Genomic DNA, 16,628 nt, shown 5'->3' on the forward strand with positions numbered 1-16,628 from the left:
CCCATGCAGCGGCATGGCGGGAACTGGATTTGAAACGACGATTTCTGAAAAGTACAACCCGTGATAGACTGTCACAGAGGGCTCATCGGGCGGACCCTGATGTTGTGTGGATTACGAGGTTGGTATGATTATTTACCCGACGATTGAACTCAAAGACGGAAAATGCGCGACGTTGTATCGTGGGCGCGAGGAAGAGGCGAGCTATTGGCACGTTGACCCCATCGATACGGTTCAGAGCTTTGTCGAAGCAGGCGCGCGTTGGATTCACGTCACGGATCTGGATGCGGTCTTTGGCACAGGCGACAATGCCGAGTTGGTGCAAGAGATCATTCTGAAGGCCGGGGCCTCTGTGCAGCTTGGGGGTGGCATTCGCACCCGCGAAAACATCGAGAGCTGGATTGATCGAGGTGCGGGGCGCGTCGTGGTGGGCACTCTGGCCGTGCAGGATTCTGCGACGGTAAAGGAAATGGCAATGCGCTATCCCGACCAGATCTCGGTCGCCATTGACGTCTTTCAGGGCAAGCTCATGACAGATGGCTGGCGCAACGCGGGGGCGCTGGAGCCCGAGGCCTTTGTCAGCGCTTATGAAGACGTGCCTTTGTCGGGGATTATTGTCACCGATATTGATGCGGATATTGGTGATCAGGACGGGCAGTTGGGCGTGATTTCGGGTGTCGCATCGGCGACACGGCATCCGGTGGTTGCCCGCGGCACAGTGCATACGACCGATGACATTTCGCGCCTGAAATATGTGTCCAATATTGCCGGCACACTGGTTGGTAAGGCGCTGTTTGCGAAAGACGTTGATTTGGGCGAAGCGCTGCAAATTGCGCAGCCCGTGCCAGAGCCAAAGGCGGAATTCATCTGATTTTCGCGTAAATCGGCAAAATGCGGCCATCCTTGCGGGTGGCCGTTTGCATTTCTTTTGCTCAAAGGCCGCTTGGCCCTCGGTTGGGCTTGCTCACAACCCGAAAGGCACGGTATGACCGTGAAAAGACCAGAGGAAAGGGCAGCAATATGCGTCGCGTCGTCGTCACCGGATTAGGGTTGGTCACACCATTGGCAAGTGGTGTCGAAGAGAGTTGGTCTCGGATTCTGGACGGTCAGTCCGGAGCAGGGCCGATCACGCGGTTTGATGCCTCGGCCGTGACCACAAAATATGCCTGCGAAGTTCCATTGGGCGATGGCAAGGATGGCACATTCAATTCTGATGATTGGATGGAACCCAAAGAGCGCCGCAAGGTGGATGATTTTATCCTCTACGGTATCGCCGCCGCCGAAATGGCCGTGCGCGATGCGGGTTGGACGCCTGAAGACGAAGAAAGCCTGCTGCGCACCGGTGTGATGATCGGTTCTGGCATTGGTGGTTTGAATTCGATCGCAAATACTGCCGTGATGATCAAAGAGCGCGGCCCACGTCGGGTGTCTCCGTTCTTTATTCCGGGCGCGCTGATCAACCTGATCTCGGGTCAGGTGTCGATCCGCTATGGCTTTAAAGGACCGAACCATTCGGTGGTGACGGCCTGTTCCACAGGCGCGCATGCGATTGGCGATGCGTCTCGTCTGATCAAAAATGGCGATGCGGATGTGATGATTGCAGGGGGCGCGGAAGCGGCAATCTGTGAGATCGGGATCGCTGGTTTCAACGCCTGTAAAGCATTGTCGACCAAACGTGCGGATGATCCTCAGGCGGCAAGCCGGCCTTATGATGCGGATCGTGACGGTTTCGTCATGGGCGAAGGCGCGGGTATTGTTGTTCTGGAAGACTATGAACACGCCAAAGCACGCGGCGCGAAGATCTATGCCGAAGTTCTGGGCTATGGCCTGTCTGGCGATGCTTATCACATCACGGCGCCATCTGAGGATGGTGAAGGCGGTGAGCGGTCTATGCGTGCAGCGCTTAAAGATGCAGGGCTTGAGCCATCTGCGATTGATTACATCAACGCGCATGGCACATCGACCATGGCCGACAGCATCGAATTGGGTGCGGTTGAGCGTATGATGGGGGATGCGGCGGCCAATGCCACCATGTCGTCCACGAAATCCATGACAGGGCACCTGCTTGGGGCTGCGGGCGCGATTGAGGCCATTTTCTCGATCCTTGCGATCCGCGATCAGGTGGCTCCGCCGACCATCAATCTGGACAACCCAGCGGTTGAAACCAAACTGGATCTGGCGGCGAACGCTAAAGTCGAGCGGAAGATCGACGTCGCGCTGTCCAACTCTTTCGGGTTCGGCGGCACCAACGCGTCGGTTCTGTTCGGAAAGGTCTAAGCCATGTGGCGGTCCATTGCGTCCAATGGGTTCACGATGCTGATCGTGGCACTGTTTCTTTTCGGAGGGGTGATCCTTTGGGGGCAGGCGCAATATACTGCCAAAGGGCCGTTGGCCGAGGCGATGTGTTTGCGCGTGGCACCCGGCAGCACGATGCGGCGGGTGTCTGACACGCTGGAAACCCGGGGCGCGCTGAGCAACGGGTCAATCTTTCGCGTAGGCGTTGATTACACGGACAAAGCCAACAAGCTGAAAGCCGGTGCGTTTCTGATCCCAGAAGGCGCGTCGATGGCCGAGATTGCCGACATCGTCACCCGCGGCGGTGCCAGCACTTGTGGCACCGAAGTGGTCTATCGCATTGGCGTGACACGTGCAGCCATTCAAGTGCGGGAAATGGATCCGTCGACCAACCGGTTTGCAGAAGTCGTCAGTTTCAACCCTGCAAACGAAGAGGTGCCTGCGGCCTATACCCAAGTGCGCGGACAAGCCGATACGCGGTATCGCGTGGCGTTGGCCGAAGGGGTCACAAGCTGGCAAGTGGTTGAAACGCTTAAAGCAATCGAGGTTCTCAGCGGAGATGCCGCGGTGCCACTTGAGGGCGTGCTTGCCCCCGACAGCTATGAGGTCAGTGTTGGTGACAGCGTGCAGTCGGTACTGGACCGTATGGAGGCCTCGCAAACACGGCTGTTGGATGCAGCCTGGGAGGCGCGGGATCCGAATACGCCGTTGACCTCTAAGCACGACCTGCTGATTTTGGCGTCCATCATCGAGAAAGAAACGGCCGTCGCCGAAGAACGTGGTGTGGTGGCAAGTGTCTTTACCAATCGCCTGAACCGCAGCATTCGCCTTCAGACAGACCCGACGGTGATTTATGGCATCACACAGGGGCAAGGCACGCTGGGGCGGGGGCTGCGTCAAAGCGAGCTGCGCCGTGACACGCCTTGGAACACCTATACGATTGACGGGCTGCCGATCACGCCGATCGCCAATCCGGGCCGCGCAAGCCTTGAGGCGGCGGCCAATCCGGACGAAACCGACTTCATCTATTTTGTTGCGGATGGCACCGGTGGTCACGCCTTTGCGAAAACGCTGAACGAGCACAATCGTAACGTGGCAGCGTGGCGTAAGATTGAACGTGAGCGCAACAACAATTGATGGCGCGCGCCGGGGCTAGGTGGCCTCGGCGCGTTTCATGGCTTGGTGCTCGTCTTCGATCAGCCCGATTTTCCAATATCCTGAAATATAAAGGTTTTCCTTGGGGATCTGTTTTTCGGTTCTCAGGTAGCCGCGCAAGGATTTGATGACGCCAGACTCTCCGGCGATGCAGGTTTGGACTTTGCCGCTGGGCCAGTTGAGCGAGCGGATGAGGTCTTCTTGTGCTGGAGACGATTGCGTTGGTACGGCATGGATGAGCCAGCGCATGTCGATGCCTTTGGGGGCGTCAATCTCTTGTCGGTCAGCCTCGGACGGGACTTCGAAAATGGCGATGCCTTTGGCGTCGCGCGGCATGGCCTCGAGTGTGGCTGCGGCCACGGGGATGGCTGAGGAGTCCGCCGCCACGAGGTAATAGTCTGCGTCATAATCCGCGACCTTGACGGGGCCGGGGCCTGCAAAGCCGATAAAGTCGCCGGGGCGCGCACGGTTGGCCCAAGCGGATGCAGGGCCCGAATTGCCGTGGTCGACAAAGTCGATGTCCATTTCTTGCACATCCGCGCGCAGGTGGCGCACGGTGTAGGTGCGTCGAGTCACTTTTTCACCGGAGGCCAATCGCGTTTCAAACTCTGTGCGCGTTTCCCCAACCTCGGGCATCATCAGTTTACAATTTGCCCCTTCGCAGCCCGGTCTGATGCTGTCGATTTCCGGACCGGCAAATGTCACGCGGATCATATGGGGTGTCAGATGCCATGCAGCCTTAACGGTTAAGACACGAGGCCCGGATGTCTTGGGTTTGAGAAAGGGAATATTCATGGGGAACCTATTACCTGATTGATTTAATCGGAAATAGGAGTCCGGCTGTGAAATTGCAAGAGGGTTTCGTTTAGGCCGCGGGTGGATCGTCTCGGCTGGGGTCGTTTGGGTTGCTGGAGAACAGGGCGATTTTGTTGCCGTCCGGATCGCGCAGATAGCCGACAAAGAAGCTTGCGCCATAGTCAGGCCGGAACCCGGGAGCGCCGTCATCTGTGCCGCCAGCCTCACATGCGGCGGCGTGAAGGCGACGAACCTCTGCTTGTGAGCTGGCCTCGAACGCGACCATTGCGCCATTTCCGTTGGTCGCGCTTTGGCCGTTAAAGGGTGGTTTCACATAGAAGTCGGGTTGCAGTGGCAGGCCGTCTGGCACTGGATAGGTATAGCTAAGACCATCTGCGCCCTCGGAAAACTGATAGCCCAAAGCAGGAAGGAAGGCCGCGAAAAACCGTTTGGAGCGGGGAATATCGTTTGAGCCGATGGTCACATATGAAATCATCACAATACCTTTCTCCAAGAGCCTACGTCAGCCTGTGCCCAACAGCCAGCCCATCGTTGCGCATCTGCAGGCCTTGCCATTAACTGTCTGTTATCATGCGGAAAATTGACATTCACTCTGATCTGTGTAAGGATTTTTCATGCTGGAGAGATTGGTGCATGACGCAGGCTTGGCCTGATGTTGCGTCCAATTTCGCTCGTGTGGAGGGGGAACTTTGCATGAGAGGCGACACATATGACAGACGAACAACCGCCTGATGAGGCGGGGCTAGACGCGGAGATCGAGCAGGTTCGCCGCACGATGACCTATCTGACGGAGCTGTTGGCTTTGATGGAGGATGAGGTCATGGAGGGCGATCCAGCAGCGATCAAAGAGGCTGCCAAGCTGCTGGCAGAGATCCGCAACTGGTCCAAACTGGCGATGGAAACGGAGGCTAGGTTTGAAGAACGGGCAAAACGAAAAGAAGGCGTGGCGCAGGGATATGCCCTCGACCTTGAGGCGGCCAGAGCTACGATCGGCTGCCGGTTGGCTCGCTTGCGAAGATGTTGCGGCGCAGGAGAGGTTCCTGAGTGAGTTGACCGAGGGAGAGCTTTTGGCTCTCCCTTTTTTGTTTGAGTTCTGGGCCTTGGCGCATCAACTGCCGCCGGAGGGCGCCTGGAAGACCTGGGTGATTTTAGGCGGACGCGGAGCTGGCAAGACGCGGGCTGGATCAGAGTGGGTCCGCGCGATGGTCGAAGGGGCAGGTCCGCTTGATACCGGGATCGCGCGGCGGGTGGCACTGGTCGGTGAAACGATGGATCAGGCACGAGAGGTGATGATTTTCGGTGAGAGCGGGATATTGGCCTGCTCGCCGCCAGATCGTCGGCCCAAATGGCATGGCGCGCGCAAGATGCTGGAGTGGCCAAATGGCGCGGTGGCGCAGGTGTTTTCGGCCTTTGATCCCGAGAGTTTGCGGGGGCCGCAGTTTGATGCCTGTTGGGTCGACGAGTTGGCGAAATGGCCCAAGGCGCGCGAGACCTGGGATATGGTGCAGTTCGGGTTAAGGCTGGGCGAGCATCCCCGGCAGGTGGTGACGACCACGCCGCGCAATGTCGCGGTTTTGAAAGAGATTTTGGCGCTGGACAGCACGGTGGTGACAAAAGCTGCGACCGAGGCGAACGCGGCAAATCTGGCGGCAAGTTTCCTAAGCGAAGTGCGGGCGCGGTATGGCACGTCAGCTTTGGGGCGGCAGGAGCTGGATGGGGAAATCCTGGAAGACGTCGAGGGGGCGCTGTGGTCACGGCAGGTGCTGGAGCGCGCGCGGGTGGATATGCCCGGTGCGCTTAGCCGCGTGGTGGTTGCGGTCGATCCGCCCGTGTCTACGGGGGCAAAGGCCGACACCTGTGGCATCGTGGTGGTGGGGGCCATGACGGAAGGGCCGGTGCAGGACTGGCGGGCTGTGGTGTTGGAGGATGCCTCGGTGCAGGGGTGCTCTCCGGTTTGGTGGGCCGAGGCCGCGATTGCAGCGATGGCGCGGTGGGAGGCGGATCTGATGGTGGCTGAGGTCAATCAGGGTGGCGATCTGGTGCAATCGGTGGTGCGCCAGGTGGATCCGCTGGTGGCGTTTAAAGCCGTTCATGCGCGGGTTGGCAAGTCGGCGCGGGCCGAGCCCGTGGCGGCGTTGTATGAACAGGGCCGCGTGGCGCATATGAGCGGGTTGGATAAGCTCGAGGATCAGATGTGTTTGATGACGGTGGCAGGCTTTCAGGGGCAAGGCTCGCCAGATCGGGTGGATGCGCTGGTTTGGGGGCTGCATGAGGTCGTTCTTGAGGCAAGCAAGGCGTGGCGGCGGCCAGCGGTGCGAGCGTTGTGAGCGTAAAATTGAGTATTTGAGACAAGGTGAAACCGGTGTTGCTTTGTCTGCGGGCGGCGGTGTGAGGGAGATTTAAAAGGTTTTTGGGAAAGTGATCCTCGTCAAAGACAGCGAGGGTCTCAGATGTTTGAATTTCTACGCCGCCAAGCCCCAGAGCAGAAGGCAAGCGCGACGGCGCCGGTGGTGGCCTATGCCAGTGGCGGCCGTGTGGCCTGGAGTCCGCGGGATGTTGTGTCTTTGACCAAGACGGGTTTTGCGGGCAATCCAGTTGGCTATCGCTGTGTGAAGATGATTGCAGAAGCGGCCTCGGCCTTGCCGTTGGTGATGGATGGTGCCGTGGGGGAGTTTGCGGTGCATCCGGTGCAGGATCTGCTGGCGCGGCCGAATGTGGCGCAGGGGCGGGCCGAGCTGCTTGAGGCGCTTTATGCGCAGCTTTTGCTGGCGGGCGATGGCTATGTCGAAGCGGTCGGGCAAGAGGGGTTGCCTGTTGAGCTGCATGTGTTGCGCTCTGACCGGATGCGGGTGGTGCCCGGGGCGGATGGCTGGCCTGCGGGGTATGAATACAGCGTTGGCGGGCGCAAACATCGGTTTGATGCGGCTTTGGGGCGTGTGTTGCATGTGCGGAATTTCCATCCGCAGGACGATCACTATGGGTTTTCACCGCTTCAGGCGGCGGCCACGGCGATTGATGTGCATGGGGCGGCGTCGCGCTGGTCTAAGGCGCTGTTGGACAATGCGGCGCGGCCTTCTGGGGCGATTGTCTATAAATCGGCAGATGGGCAGGGTTCGCTGACCTCTGACCAATATGACCGCTTGGTGGGCGAGATGGAGATGCATCATCAGGGCGCGCGCAATGCGGGGCGGCCAATGTTGCTGGAAGGCGGGCTTGATTGGAAGCCGATGGGGTTTTCGCCATCCGACATGGAGTTTCAAAAGACCAAAGAGGCGGCAGCACGTGAGATAGCTTTGGCCTTTGGGGTGCCGCCGATGTTGTTGGGGATCCCGGGGGATGCGACCTATGCCAACTATCAAGAAGCGCATCGGGCGTTTTTCCGCCTTACGGTTTTGCCTTTGGCGACGCGGGTTCTGGCGCGGGTTGCGGGGTGGCTTTCAGAGATGTCCGGAGAGCGCCTGGGGGTGCGACCGGATCTGGATCAGGTGACAGCGCTGAGTGCAGAACGGGATGCGCAATGGGCGCGGGTGATGGGCGCGGATTTTCTGAGCGCGGCGGAGAAGCGGCAGATGCTGGGACTGCCATCAGAGGCCGTGCATGAGTGAGCGGTTTGGGTTTGAGGCATTTGAATGTGCGCCGGCCTTGCGGCTGGAAGCGCATGAGCGGGTGGCGCATTTGCAGTTTGAGAGTTTGAACAAGCGGCTGGACCGGATTGAGGCCTTGATTGAGCGGCTGGAGAAGCGGCTATGGCTGACAGTCTACGGTGTGGTCGGGGTGATTTTGGCGCAGGCGTTTAGTTCGCTTTTGCAGCTGCCGTAAAGGGGATGGCGATGGAGTTGGAGCGGAAATTTATGCAGTTCGGCGCGGGGCTTGAGGTGCAAGACGGTGCGGTGATTGCGGGATATGCGTCTCTGTTTGACGTGCCTGATCAGGGCGGTGATGTGGTGGCGGCCGGGGCTTACGGCGCGTCATTGGCACAGCTTCAGGTGCGTGGGCGCTCTGTAAAGATGCTGTGGCAGCACGATCCGGCGCGTCCGATTGGGGTCTGGGATGAGGTGCGTGAGGACGCGCGTGGGCTTTATGTGAAGGGGCGTCTACTGGTGGATGTAGCGCAGGGGCGTGAGGCAATGGCGCTGATTGAGGCGGGGGCGATCGATGGGCTGTCGATTGGCTATCGCACCAAACAGGCGACCAAAGAGGGCGGTACGCGACGCTTGGTAGAGGTGGAACTGTGGGAAGTGTCTTTGGTGACATTTCCGATGCTGCCTGAGGCGCGGGTCGCGGCAAAGGCCGACGGGCTGGCTGTGGCAGATATCAGGGACATGACGGCGGCGATCGAGGCTGCGCGGCAGGAGATGGCGGGCTAGGCCGCCGCAAATTCAAAAAGGGAAATTGAAATGGCTGAGGCGAAGTCTCGGGGCGGGGAAGATCTGTCTCCGATTGCGGAAATGACGGCGAGCGTTGCGGGTTTTGCACGCGAATTCAAGGGCTTTCAGGGGGATCTGAAAGCGAAATTGGCAAAGCAGGAAGAGCGAATGATGGTTTTGGAACGAAAGATGGTTGCGGGTGCGCGTCCCGCGTTGAGCACGGCTGCAGAAGAGTTTGCGCCGCATCAAAAGGCGATGGCGGCTTATTTGCGCACGGGTGATGATGATGGGCTGCGTGGGCTGGAGCTGGAAGAGAAAGCGCTGTCCACGGTGGTGAATTCTGACGGTGGGTATCTGGTGGATCCGGTGACGTCGGAGGCGATTGCATCCGTTCTGACGTCGACGGCGTCGATCCGAGCGATTGCCAATGTGGTGCAGGTCGAAGCGACGTCCTTTGATGTGCTGATTGACCGTTCGGAAGCCGGAGCGGGTTGGGCCACCGAGGTGGCGGATACCACGGAAACCTCGACGCCCGCGATTGAGCGCATTGCGATCCCGCTGAACGAGCTTTCGGCGCTGCCAAAGGCGTCGCAGCGCTTGCTGGATGACACGGCGTTTGACGTTGAGGGCTGGCTTGCGGGCCGGATTGCCGACAAGTTTGCGCGTTCTGAGGCGGCGGCCTTTGTGAGCGGTGACGGGGTGGATAAGCCAACGGGCTTTTTGAACCACACGGCCGTAGATGATGCCTCCTGGAGCTGGGGCAATCTGGGATATGTGGCGACGGGCGCGGATGGTGCCTTTAACGGCCCCGACGAGCTGATCGATCTGGTCTATGCGTTGGGGGCGGAGTATCGCGCCAATGGCACCTTTGTGATGAATTCCCGCACGGCGGGCGCAGTGCGCAAGTTGAAGGATGCGGATGGGCGCTTTTTGTGGTCGGATGGTCTGGCGGCGGGCGAGCCTGCGCGTCTGCTGGGGTATCCGGTGCTGGTGGCCGAAGATATGCCGGATATCGCGAGCGGTGCGGATGCGATTGCCTTTGGTGATTTCTCGCGTGGTTACACGATTGCGGAACGTCCTGATCTGCGGGTTCTGCGTGATCCGTTCTCGGCAAAACCGCATGTGCTTTTCTATGCGACCAAACGTGTGGGCGGTGATGTGAGTGATTTCGCGGCGATCAAGCTTTTGCGGTTCGCTGTCTCTTAACGGGCAGTGAAGCGGCGTGGGGGTGTCGGGCCACCACGTCAGGGCGTGCGCCGGGTGCGCGTGATCTGGCAGCTCCCCTCCGACAGAGCGACGCGCGGCGCGCGCCCGTTGCGGAGGGGAGCCTTGAGGATCTTTTTAAGCGGAGACATCAGATGAATTTGGTGGAAACGGGATCTGTCGCAGTGGCGGATTTGCCATTGGCGGCGTTGCGCGCGCATTTGCGGCTGGGGACCGGGTTTGGCGATGAAACGCTGCAGGATGCGGTTCTTGAGGGGTATTTGCGGGCGGCGCTGGCGGCTGTGGAAGCGCGGATCAGCAAGGTTTTGATAGCGCGTGGGTTTGAACTGACGGTGGCTGAATGGTCGGACGCGCGTGTTCAGGTGTTGCCCCGTGCGCCGGTTTCGAGTGTTACGCACGTGGCGTTGCGGGATCTGACCGGCGCTGAGACGGTGGTGCAGGCGGCGCGCTATCGGTTGGAGTTTGACCAGCATGCGCCAAAGCTGCGTGCGGTTGGCGCATTGTTGCCAAATATCGGCTCAGGCGAGGCTATTGTGGCGTTTACGGCGGGCTTTGGGGGCTGGGCGGATGTGCCTGCGGATTTGCAGCAGGCTGTGATGCTGTTGGCTGCGCATTACTATGAATATCGCAATGAGACCGCGTTGGCGCGAGGCTGTATGCCGTTTGGCGTCACCAGCCTGATTGAACGATTTCGGCCCATGCGCATTGGTGCGAGGGCTGTGTGATGGGGCTGCCGAATTTGAACCGGGTTCTGGCCTTGGAAGCACCAGAGCAGGTTGCGGATGGCGCGGGCGGGTTTTCTGAAACCTGGACGGTTTTGGGAACGCTTTGGGCCGAGGTGAAACCGCGCACCGGACGCGATCGGGAGCGTGAGGCTGTGGGGGCTGCGCGGGTGGACTATCGCATAACCGTGCGGGCTTTGCCGGTTGGTGAAGCGGCGCGGCCCATGCCGGGGCAGAGGTTTCGGGACGGTGTTCGGCTGTTTCGGATCGTTGCCGTGGCGGATCAGGACGCGGCGGGACGCTATCTGACCTGTTTCGCGCGCGAAGAGGTGGCGGCATGAGTTACGGCGTGTCAGTGGCACTGCAAAGCGCGATCTATCAGGCGCTGTTGGCGGATGCGGGCGTGAGCGCGCTTGTGGGGACGGCGGTCTATGACGAGGTGCCGGGCGGGGTGATCCCTGCGACCTATGTGACCTTGGGACCAGAGGTGGCCGTCGATCAATCGGACAAAACGGGCGTCGGGGCCGCACATCGTGTGACGGTGTCGGTGGTGTCGGACGTGTCAGGCTTTGCAACCGCCAAAGGCGTCGCCGTGGCGATCAGCGACGCCTTGCACAATGCAGACCTGACGCTTGTGCGCGGCACCTTGGTGGCGCTGCGTTTTGAGCGCGCCGTGGCGAGCCGTGAAGAAGCGGCGAACCTGCGGCGGATTGATCTGCGTTTTGGGGCGCGGGTTGAGGATGGGATTTAATCAAAAGGAGGCGCGGCGATGCCGGCTCAGAACGGAAGAGACTTACTGATCCGCGTGGATATGCTGGGCGATGGGACGTTTCAGACCATCGCAGGCCTGCGGGCCACGCGCATCAGTTTCAATGCAGATACGGTGGATGTGACCTCGCTGGACAGCACCGGAGGCTGGCGCGAGTTGTTGTCAGGCTCTGGCGTCAAGACGGCCGCGATTTCGGGATCTGGTGTTTTCAAGGACGAAGGTACCGACGAGCGGGCGCGGCAGATCTTTTTTGACGGCGAGATCCCTGACTTTCAGGTGATTATCCCCGATTTTGGCACCGTGCAGGGGGCCTTTCAAGTGACGGCCTTGGAATATGCCGGGAGCTATAACGGTGAGGCGAGCTATGAGATGTCGCTGGCCTCTGCGGGGGCGCTGACCTTCGTGGCGGCCTAGGACATGGCGAACCCCTGGACCGGAGAGGTGGCCTTGGTCGTGGATGGGCAACGCCATGTGTTGAAGCTGACATTGGGGGCTTTGGCCGAGCTTGAGGATGGTCTGAAGGCGGGCGGTTTGGTCGATCTGGTGGAGCGCTTTGAGGGCGGGGCGTTTTCTTCGCGTGATGTCCTGGCGCTGTTGGTTGCTGGCTTGCGTGGTGGTGGCTGGCGTGGGGATCCGGCGGATCTGATGGCCGCAGACATCGAAGGCGGGCCGATGGGGGCTGCGAAGGTGGCGGCGCAGCTTTTGGCGCGGGCGTTTCAGGTGCCTGATGACGCAGCATAGGTGCATGGATTGGGCCGCTTTGTTGCGCGCGGGTGTGCAGCGGTTGCGCCTGACGCCGCGAGAGTTCTGGGCGCTGACGCCGGCGGAACTGGCCTTGATGTTGGGGCAGTCGGCTGGCGTGGCGCCGATGGCGCGGGGCGAGCTGGACGCTTTGCTGGCGGCCTATCCGGATGAGGAGAGATCTGATGAGTGAGATGGAGAGCCTTGGCGATCTGGAGAGCCAGCTTGAGGCGGTCGAGATGTCTGCTGCGCAGGCGGGTCAGATGGTGGCAGGCTTTGACGGCGAGTTGCAAAGGCTGCGGGGTGGCCTGCAGCACGTGGGCGGCGATTTAGCGACGTTTGAGCGCGGTATGCAGCGCGGGTTTCGCCGTGCGATCGACGGGGTTGTGAAGCAGGGCGACAGTCTGGGCGACGCTCTGAAAAATATCGTGAGTTCCGTGATTTCAACGGCTTACAGTGCCGCAGTTAATCCTGTGGCGGACCACCTTGGCTCGATGCTGGCAGGGGGCGTGGGGCGGCTTTTTGGTGTGCTGCCGTTTGAGAATGGCGCGCCATTTTCGCAAGGGCCTGTGATGCCGTTTGCCAATGGCGGCGTGGTCAGCGGGCCGGTACCTTTCCCGATGCGCGGTGGCATGGGGGTGGTGGGCGAAGCGGGGCCTGAGGCGATCATGCCCTTGGCGCGCGGCGCGGATGGCAAGCTGGGCGTGCGAGCTAGCGCGGGCACGTCGATCAATATCTCGATTCATGTGAGCACGCCCGATGTGGCGGGGTTTCAGCGTAGCCAAGGGCAGATCGCGGCGCAGGTGAGCCGGGCGATCAGCCGCGGGCAGCGGAATATGTGAGGTGAGTTATGGGATTTCATGAGGTGCGGTTTCCGACGAGTCTGAGTTTCGGCTCGTTGGGGGGACCAGAGCGACGCACGGATATTGTGACGCTGGCCAATGGCCATGAGGAACGCAACACGCCCTGGGCACATGCCCGTCGGCGCTATGACGCGGGGCTTGGGTTGCGGTCGTTGGATGATATTTCGGTGCTGTTGGCCTTCTTTGAGGCGCGGCGCGGGCAAATGCATGGGTTTCGCTGGAAAGACTGGGCGGATTTCAAAAGCTGCTTGCCAAGCGACGAAGTGGATTTTCGCGATCAAGAGATCGGTCGCGGGGATGGTGTTCGCACGGAATTTGCCCTGACCAAAGCCTATGTGTCTGGCGATCAGCGGTATCTGCGGCCCATCGCGAAACCCGTTGTGGGCAGCGTCAAGATTGGCGTTGGCGATGCGCAACAGAGTGAAGGCGTGCAGTTTCAGGTCGATGTCACGCGCGGTGTGGTGGTTCTGGCGCAAGCGCCGGGGCCTGAGGATCTGGTGACGGCGGGGTTTGAGTTCGACGTGCCTGTCCGATTTGAGACCGATCGCATTCAGACGTCCATCGCGAGCTTTCAGGCCGGTGATGTTCCCGATGTTCCGGTGATTGAGGTGCGGGTGTGATGGGGGTGTCAGACGGCCTTCTGGCGCATCTTGCGACCGGACACACAACGATGGCGCGGTGCTGGCGGGTGGCGCGCACGGATGGTGTGGTCTTGGGATTTACGGATCATGACCGGGATTTGACGTTTGATGCCACGGTTTTTCAGGCCGACAGCGGATTAACGGCGCAGGTTCTGGAACAGACGACGGGTTTGTCGGTGGACAATTCCGAAGCCTTAGGAGCCTTGCGAGACGCGGGTATTTCCGAGGCGGATATCGCAGCCGGCAGGTTTGATGGCGCAGAGGTGACGGCCTGGCTGGTCAACTGGCAGAATGTTGATGAGCGTGCCGTGCTGTTTCGTGGCTCGATTGGTGAAATCCGGCGGGCCGGGGGCGCTTTTCAGGCAGAGCTGCGTGGCTTGACCGAAGCGTTGAACCAGCCGACTGGACGGCTCTATCAGCGTGCCTGTTCTGCGGTCCTGGGTGACGGTCAGTGCGGGTTTCTGACATCGACCAGTGGCTTTGAGTTTGAGGTTGAGGTGACGCGTGTTGAGGACAACCGCGTCATCGAATTCGCGGCCTTGGATGGTGTTGACGACGGCTGGTTTGCAAAGGGGCGGCTGGATGTTGTGTCGGGGCCCGCATCGGGGCTGTTTGGGTTGATCAAGCAAGACCGTCAGACGCAGAGACGGCGCATCGAATTGTGGGCGCCGTTGCCGGCAGATTTGAGTGTGGGCGATAGGGTGCGGGTGCAGGCCGGTTGCGACAAGCGGTTTGAGACCTGTCGTTTGAAGTTCCAAAATCACCATAATTTCAGAGGGTTTCCGGATATTCCTAGCGAAGACTGGCTGACGGTTGGCCCGCGTGACAACGGCCAGAATACCGGCGGGAGTTTGCGGCGATGATCGGGACACAAGCTCTGGCCGAGGCGCGGCGTTGGGTTGGGACGCCTTATGTGCATCAGGCCTCACTGAAGGGCGCTGGCACGGATTGTTTGGGGTTGGTGCGTGGGGTCTGGCGCGCGCTTTATGGTGATGAACCTGCGCGCGTGCCGTTTTACGCGCCTGATTGGTCAGAGCCATCGCGTGATGAGCAATTGCTGCGCGCGGCCATGCGCCATTTGCAGGCTGTGCCTGTTCGAGACGCCTCAGAGGGCGACGTTCTGCTGTTTCGCATGCGCGAGGGATCTGTCGCCAAGCATCTTGGGATTCAGGGTCGTGTCGGTGAAGATGCAAGTTTTATTCATGCCTTTAGCGGTCATGCGGTGACAGAGAGCGCCCTGAGCAGGCCTTGGGCGCGCCGTATTGTGGCGCGGTTTACGTTTCCAGAGAGGGATTAAGGATGGCGACTTTGCTGTTGTCTGCTGCGGGTGCCGCAGTCGGAGGCATGGTGGGTGGTTCGGTTGCTGGGCTGTCTGCTGTGGCGATTGGGCGCTTTGTTGGCGGGGTTCTGGGAAATGCGATTGATCAGCGGATCATGGGGCCTGGGTCGCGCACCATAGAGACCGGGCGTATCGACAGGTATCGCATTACCGGCACCGGCGAGGGGCGGCCGATCGCGCGGCTTTTCGCAAAGCAACGGATCGGGGGGCACGTGATCTGGGCCACCGAATTTGCCGAGACAGTCACAACCTCGGGCGGCGGAAAGGGACGGCCCTCTGGCCCAACGGTGCAGGCGTTCAGCTATTCGGTCTCTTTGGCGATTGGCCTGTGCGAAGGCGAGATTTCGGGTGTCACGCGGGTTTGGGCGGATGGCGAGGAAATCGCGCTGCAAGACCTGAACATGCGGATTTACACGGGCAACGAAACGCAACTGCCTGATCCCAAGATCGAAGCGGTCGAGGGGATGAATGCCGTCCCGGCCTATCGCGGTTTGGCCTATGTGGTATTCGAGGATCTGGCGCTGGAGCGATTTGGCAATCGTGTACCACAGTTCTCATTCGAAGTCTCGCGCCCCTCGCCACGGGCGCAGGATGGCGCGGCCTTTGAACCGAGCTTTGGTACACGAGCCGTCGCGCTTATTCCGGGATCAGGGGAATACGCTTTGGCGACCGAACCTGTCTATGTGCAACAGGATGTGGCAACGCAGCGGGCCGTCAACATGAACGCGCCTTCGGGCCTGACGGATTTTGCAACCTCGATGGCCACTTTGGAACAAGAGCTGCCGAATTGCGATGCGGTGTCATTGGTGGTGAGTTGGTTTGGCAATGACCTTAGGTGTGGCCAGTGCGAGGTGCGCCCAAAGGTCGAAGCTGTCGATATTGAAACGTCTTTGGCCTGGGAGGTCGCAGGTGTCGCACGCGCCGATGCCCAGCAAGTGCCGCGCGAAGACGGTCGTCCGCTTTATGGCGGGACGCCTGCCGATGCCAGCGTGATCCAGGCGATCCGCCATTTGCGGGAACTTGGCAAAGAGGTGATGTTCTACCCGTTCATCCTGATGGATCAGGTCGCGGGCAATGGCTTGCCCGATCCCTGGAGCGACGCGGATAATCAGCCCGTTTTGCCGTGGCGTGGGCGGATCACACTGTCTCAGGCACCTGGCCGCCCCGGCAGCCCGGATCAGACAGTCAGTGCAGCAGGCGAAGTCGCTGATTTCTTTGGAAGTGCGCAGGCGTCGGATTTTTCAGTTGCGGACGACAGCGTGACCTATAGCGGGCCGGATGAATGGCGCTATCGTCGGTTTATATTGCATCAGGCTGCGCTTTGCGCGGCGGCTGGGGGCGTTGAAAGTTTCTGCATCGGATCTGAAATGCGGTCTTTGACCTGGATTCGCGGTGCTTTGGATGAGTTTGTTGCGGTGACCCAGTTGATCGATCTGGCCGCAGACGTGCGCGCGATCCTTGGGCCAGAGGTCAAAATTGGCTATGCAGCGGATTGGTCGGAATACTTCGGGTGTCATCCGCAGGACGGATCTGGCGATCTGTGGTTTCATCTGGATGCGCTTTGGGCGGATGCGAATATCGATTTCGTGGGGATCGACAATTACATGCCGCTGTCCGATTGGCGCGATGGGGCGGATCATGCAGATGCGGGCTGGGGCTCGATCTATGATCTGGACTATCTGATGTCGAATGTTGAGGG

22 protein-coding genes are annotated in these 16,628 nt (G+C 60.2%); 20 read left to right on the forward strand and 2 right to left on the reverse strand.

Annotation, left to right across the window (positions count from 1 at the left end):
* Nucleotides 1-124 precede the first annotated feature (124 nt).
* From ACEQWH_RS03470 to mltG, 3 genes are all read left to right on the forward strand, one after another.
* Nucleotides 125-868, forward strand: coding sequence for a HisA/HisF-related TIM barrel protein (locus ACEQWH_RS03470; RefSeq protein ID WP_370228321.1), 744 nt, complete (start codon nucleotides 125-127; stop codon nucleotides 866-868).
* A gap of 149 nt (nucleotides 869-1,017) precedes the next feature.
* Entirely contained in the window at nucleotides 1,018-2,274 is a 1,257-nt protein-coding gene (gene fabF, locus ACEQWH_RS03475; RefSeq protein WP_370228322.1) for a beta-ketoacyl-ACP synthase II, read from the forward strand.
* Between the two features lie 3 nt (nucleotides 2,275-2,277).
* The gene (mltG, locus tag ACEQWH_RS03480; RefSeq protein WP_370228323.1) at nucleotides 2,278-3,429 is read left to right on the forward strand and encodes an endolytic transglycosylase MltG; all 1,152 of its coding nucleotides are present in this window, start codon (nucleotides 2,278-2,280) and stop codon (nucleotides 3,427-3,429) included.
* A 15-nt stretch (nucleotides 3,430-3,444) separates the two neighbouring features.
* Here mltG and ACEQWH_RS03485 read toward each other — a convergent pair whose 3' ends face one another.
* Together ACEQWH_RS03485 and ACEQWH_RS03490 are read right to left on the reverse strand one after the other, a co-directional pair.
* Nucleotides 3,445-4,242, reverse strand: a complete 798-nt coding sequence (locus ACEQWH_RS03485) for a siderophore-interacting protein (RefSeq protein WP_370228324.1) — start codon at nucleotides 4,240-4,242, stop codon at nucleotides 3,445-3,447.
* 70 nt (nucleotides 4,243-4,312) lie between these two features.
* Nucleotides 4,313-4,738 (reverse strand): VOC family protein, encoded by a 426-nt coding sequence (locus ACEQWH_RS03490; protein WP_370228341.1) that lies wholly within the window; start codon nucleotides 4,736-4,738, stop codon nucleotides 4,313-4,315.
* Between the two features lie 234 nt (nucleotides 4,739-4,972).
* On the opposite strand from ACEQWH_RS03490, the gene ACEQWH_RS03495 reads away from it, so the two are divergent.
* The 17 genes from ACEQWH_RS03495 to ACEQWH_RS03575 all read left to right on the forward strand — a co-directional run.
* Nucleotides 4,973-5,311, forward strand: coding sequence for a hypothetical protein (locus ACEQWH_RS03495; protein WP_370228325.1), 339 nt, complete (start codon nucleotides 4,973-4,975; stop codon nucleotides 5,309-5,311).
* Complete coding sequence (locus ACEQWH_RS03500) at nucleotides 5,220-6,590, forward strand: DNA-packaging protein (protein WP_370228326.1); 1,371 nt, start codon at nucleotides 5,220-5,222, stop codon at nucleotides 6,588-6,590. Before ACEQWH_RS03495 ends, ACEQWH_RS03500 begins: the two co-directional genes overlap by 92 nt.
* Nucleotides 6,591-6,713: 123 nt before the next feature.
* Nucleotides 6,714-7,868: a phage portal protein gene (locus ACEQWH_RS03505; RefSeq protein ID WP_370228327.1), complete on the forward strand. Its 1,155-nt coding sequence runs from the start codon at nucleotides 6,714-6,716 to the stop codon at nucleotides 7,866-7,868.
* The gene (locus ACEQWH_RS03510; protein ID WP_370228328.1) at nucleotides 7,861-8,082 is read left to right on the forward strand and encodes a hypothetical protein; all 222 of its coding nucleotides are present in this window, start codon (nucleotides 7,861-7,863) and stop codon (nucleotides 8,080-8,082) included. Before ACEQWH_RS03505 ends, ACEQWH_RS03510 begins: the two co-directional genes overlap by 8 nt.
* A gap of 11 nt (nucleotides 8,083-8,093) precedes the next feature.
* On the forward strand, nucleotides 8,094-8,630 hold the full coding sequence (locus tag ACEQWH_RS03515) for an HK97 family phage prohead protease (protein ID WP_370228329.1): 537 nt from the start codon (nucleotides 8,094-8,096) through the stop codon (nucleotides 8,628-8,630).
* A gap of 24 nt (nucleotides 8,631-8,654) precedes the next feature.
* The gene (locus ACEQWH_RS03520) at nucleotides 8,655-9,836 is read left to right on the forward strand and encodes a phage major capsid protein (RefSeq protein ID WP_370228342.1); all 1,182 of its coding nucleotides are present in this window, start codon (nucleotides 8,655-8,657) and stop codon (nucleotides 9,834-9,836) included.
* 152 nt (nucleotides 9,837-9,988) lie between these two features.
* Nucleotides 9,989-10,579, forward strand: coding sequence for a head-tail connector protein (locus ACEQWH_RS03525; protein WP_370228330.1), 591 nt, complete (start codon nucleotides 9,989-9,991; stop codon nucleotides 10,577-10,579).
* On the forward strand, nucleotides 10,579-10,917 hold the full coding sequence (locus ACEQWH_RS03530; RefSeq protein WP_370228331.1) for a head-tail adaptor protein: 339 nt from the start codon (nucleotides 10,579-10,581) through the stop codon (nucleotides 10,915-10,917). Before ACEQWH_RS03525 ends, ACEQWH_RS03530 begins: the two co-directional genes overlap by 1 nt.
* Nucleotides 10,914-11,327 carry a DUF3168 domain-containing protein gene (locus ACEQWH_RS03535; protein ID WP_370228332.1) on the forward strand — a complete coding sequence of 138 codons (414 nt, stop codon included), beginning with the start codon at nucleotides 10,914-10,916 and terminating at the stop codon, nucleotides 11,325-11,327. The genes ACEQWH_RS03530 and ACEQWH_RS03535 overlap by 4 nt, the downstream gene beginning before the upstream one ends.
* A gap of 18 nt (nucleotides 11,328-11,345) precedes the next feature.
* Nucleotides 11,346-11,759 carry a phage major tail protein, TP901-1 family gene (locus ACEQWH_RS03540; RefSeq protein WP_370228333.1) on the forward strand — a complete coding sequence of 138 codons (414 nt, stop codon included), beginning with the start codon at nucleotides 11,346-11,348 and terminating at the stop codon, nucleotides 11,757-11,759.
* Nucleotides 11,760-11,762: 3 nt separating this feature from the next.
* On the forward strand, nucleotides 11,763-12,086 hold the full coding sequence (locus tag ACEQWH_RS03545; protein WP_370228334.1) for a gene transfer agent family protein: 324 nt from the start codon (nucleotides 11,763-11,765) through the stop codon (nucleotides 12,084-12,086).
* Between the two features lie 4 nt (nucleotides 12,087-12,090).
* The gene (locus ACEQWH_RS03550) at nucleotides 12,091-12,279 is read left to right on the forward strand and encodes a rcc01693 family protein (RefSeq protein ID WP_370228335.1); all 189 of its coding nucleotides are present in this window, start codon (nucleotides 12,091-12,093) and stop codon (nucleotides 12,277-12,279) included.
* The gene (locus ACEQWH_RS03555; RefSeq protein ID WP_370228336.1) at nucleotides 12,272-12,928 is read left to right on the forward strand and encodes a phage tail tape measure protein; all 657 of its coding nucleotides are present in this window, start codon (nucleotides 12,272-12,274) and stop codon (nucleotides 12,926-12,928) included. Before ACEQWH_RS03550 ends, ACEQWH_RS03555 begins: the two co-directional genes overlap by 8 nt.
* Before the next feature lie 8 nt (nucleotides 12,929-12,936).
* Nucleotides 12,937-13,569 (forward strand): TIGR02217 family protein, encoded by a 633-nt coding sequence (locus ACEQWH_RS03560; protein WP_370228337.1) that lies wholly within the window; start codon nucleotides 12,937-12,939, stop codon nucleotides 13,567-13,569.
* A complete protein-coding gene (locus ACEQWH_RS03565; protein ID WP_370228338.1) occupies nucleotides 13,569-14,453 on the forward strand; it encodes a DUF2163 domain-containing protein in 885 nt (294 codons plus the stop codon). Before ACEQWH_RS03560 ends, ACEQWH_RS03565 begins: the two co-directional genes overlap by 1 nt.
* A complete protein-coding gene (locus tag ACEQWH_RS03570; protein ID WP_370228339.1) occupies nucleotides 14,450-14,887 on the forward strand; it encodes an NlpC/P60 family protein in 438 nt (145 codons plus the stop codon). Before ACEQWH_RS03565 ends, ACEQWH_RS03570 begins: the two co-directional genes overlap by 4 nt.
* Nucleotides 14,888-14,889: 2 nt before the next feature.
* Nucleotides 14,890-16,628: glycoside hydrolase TIM-barrel-like domain-containing protein (locus ACEQWH_RS03575; RefSeq protein ID WP_370228340.1), on the forward strand; the 1,739-nt coding region annotated here is incomplete at its 3' end.

The organism is Cognatishimia sp., assembly GCF_964229375.1.
Taxonomy (GTDB): domain Bacteria; phylum Pseudomonadota; class Alphaproteobacteria; order Rhodobacterales; family Rhodobacteraceae; genus Cognatishimia.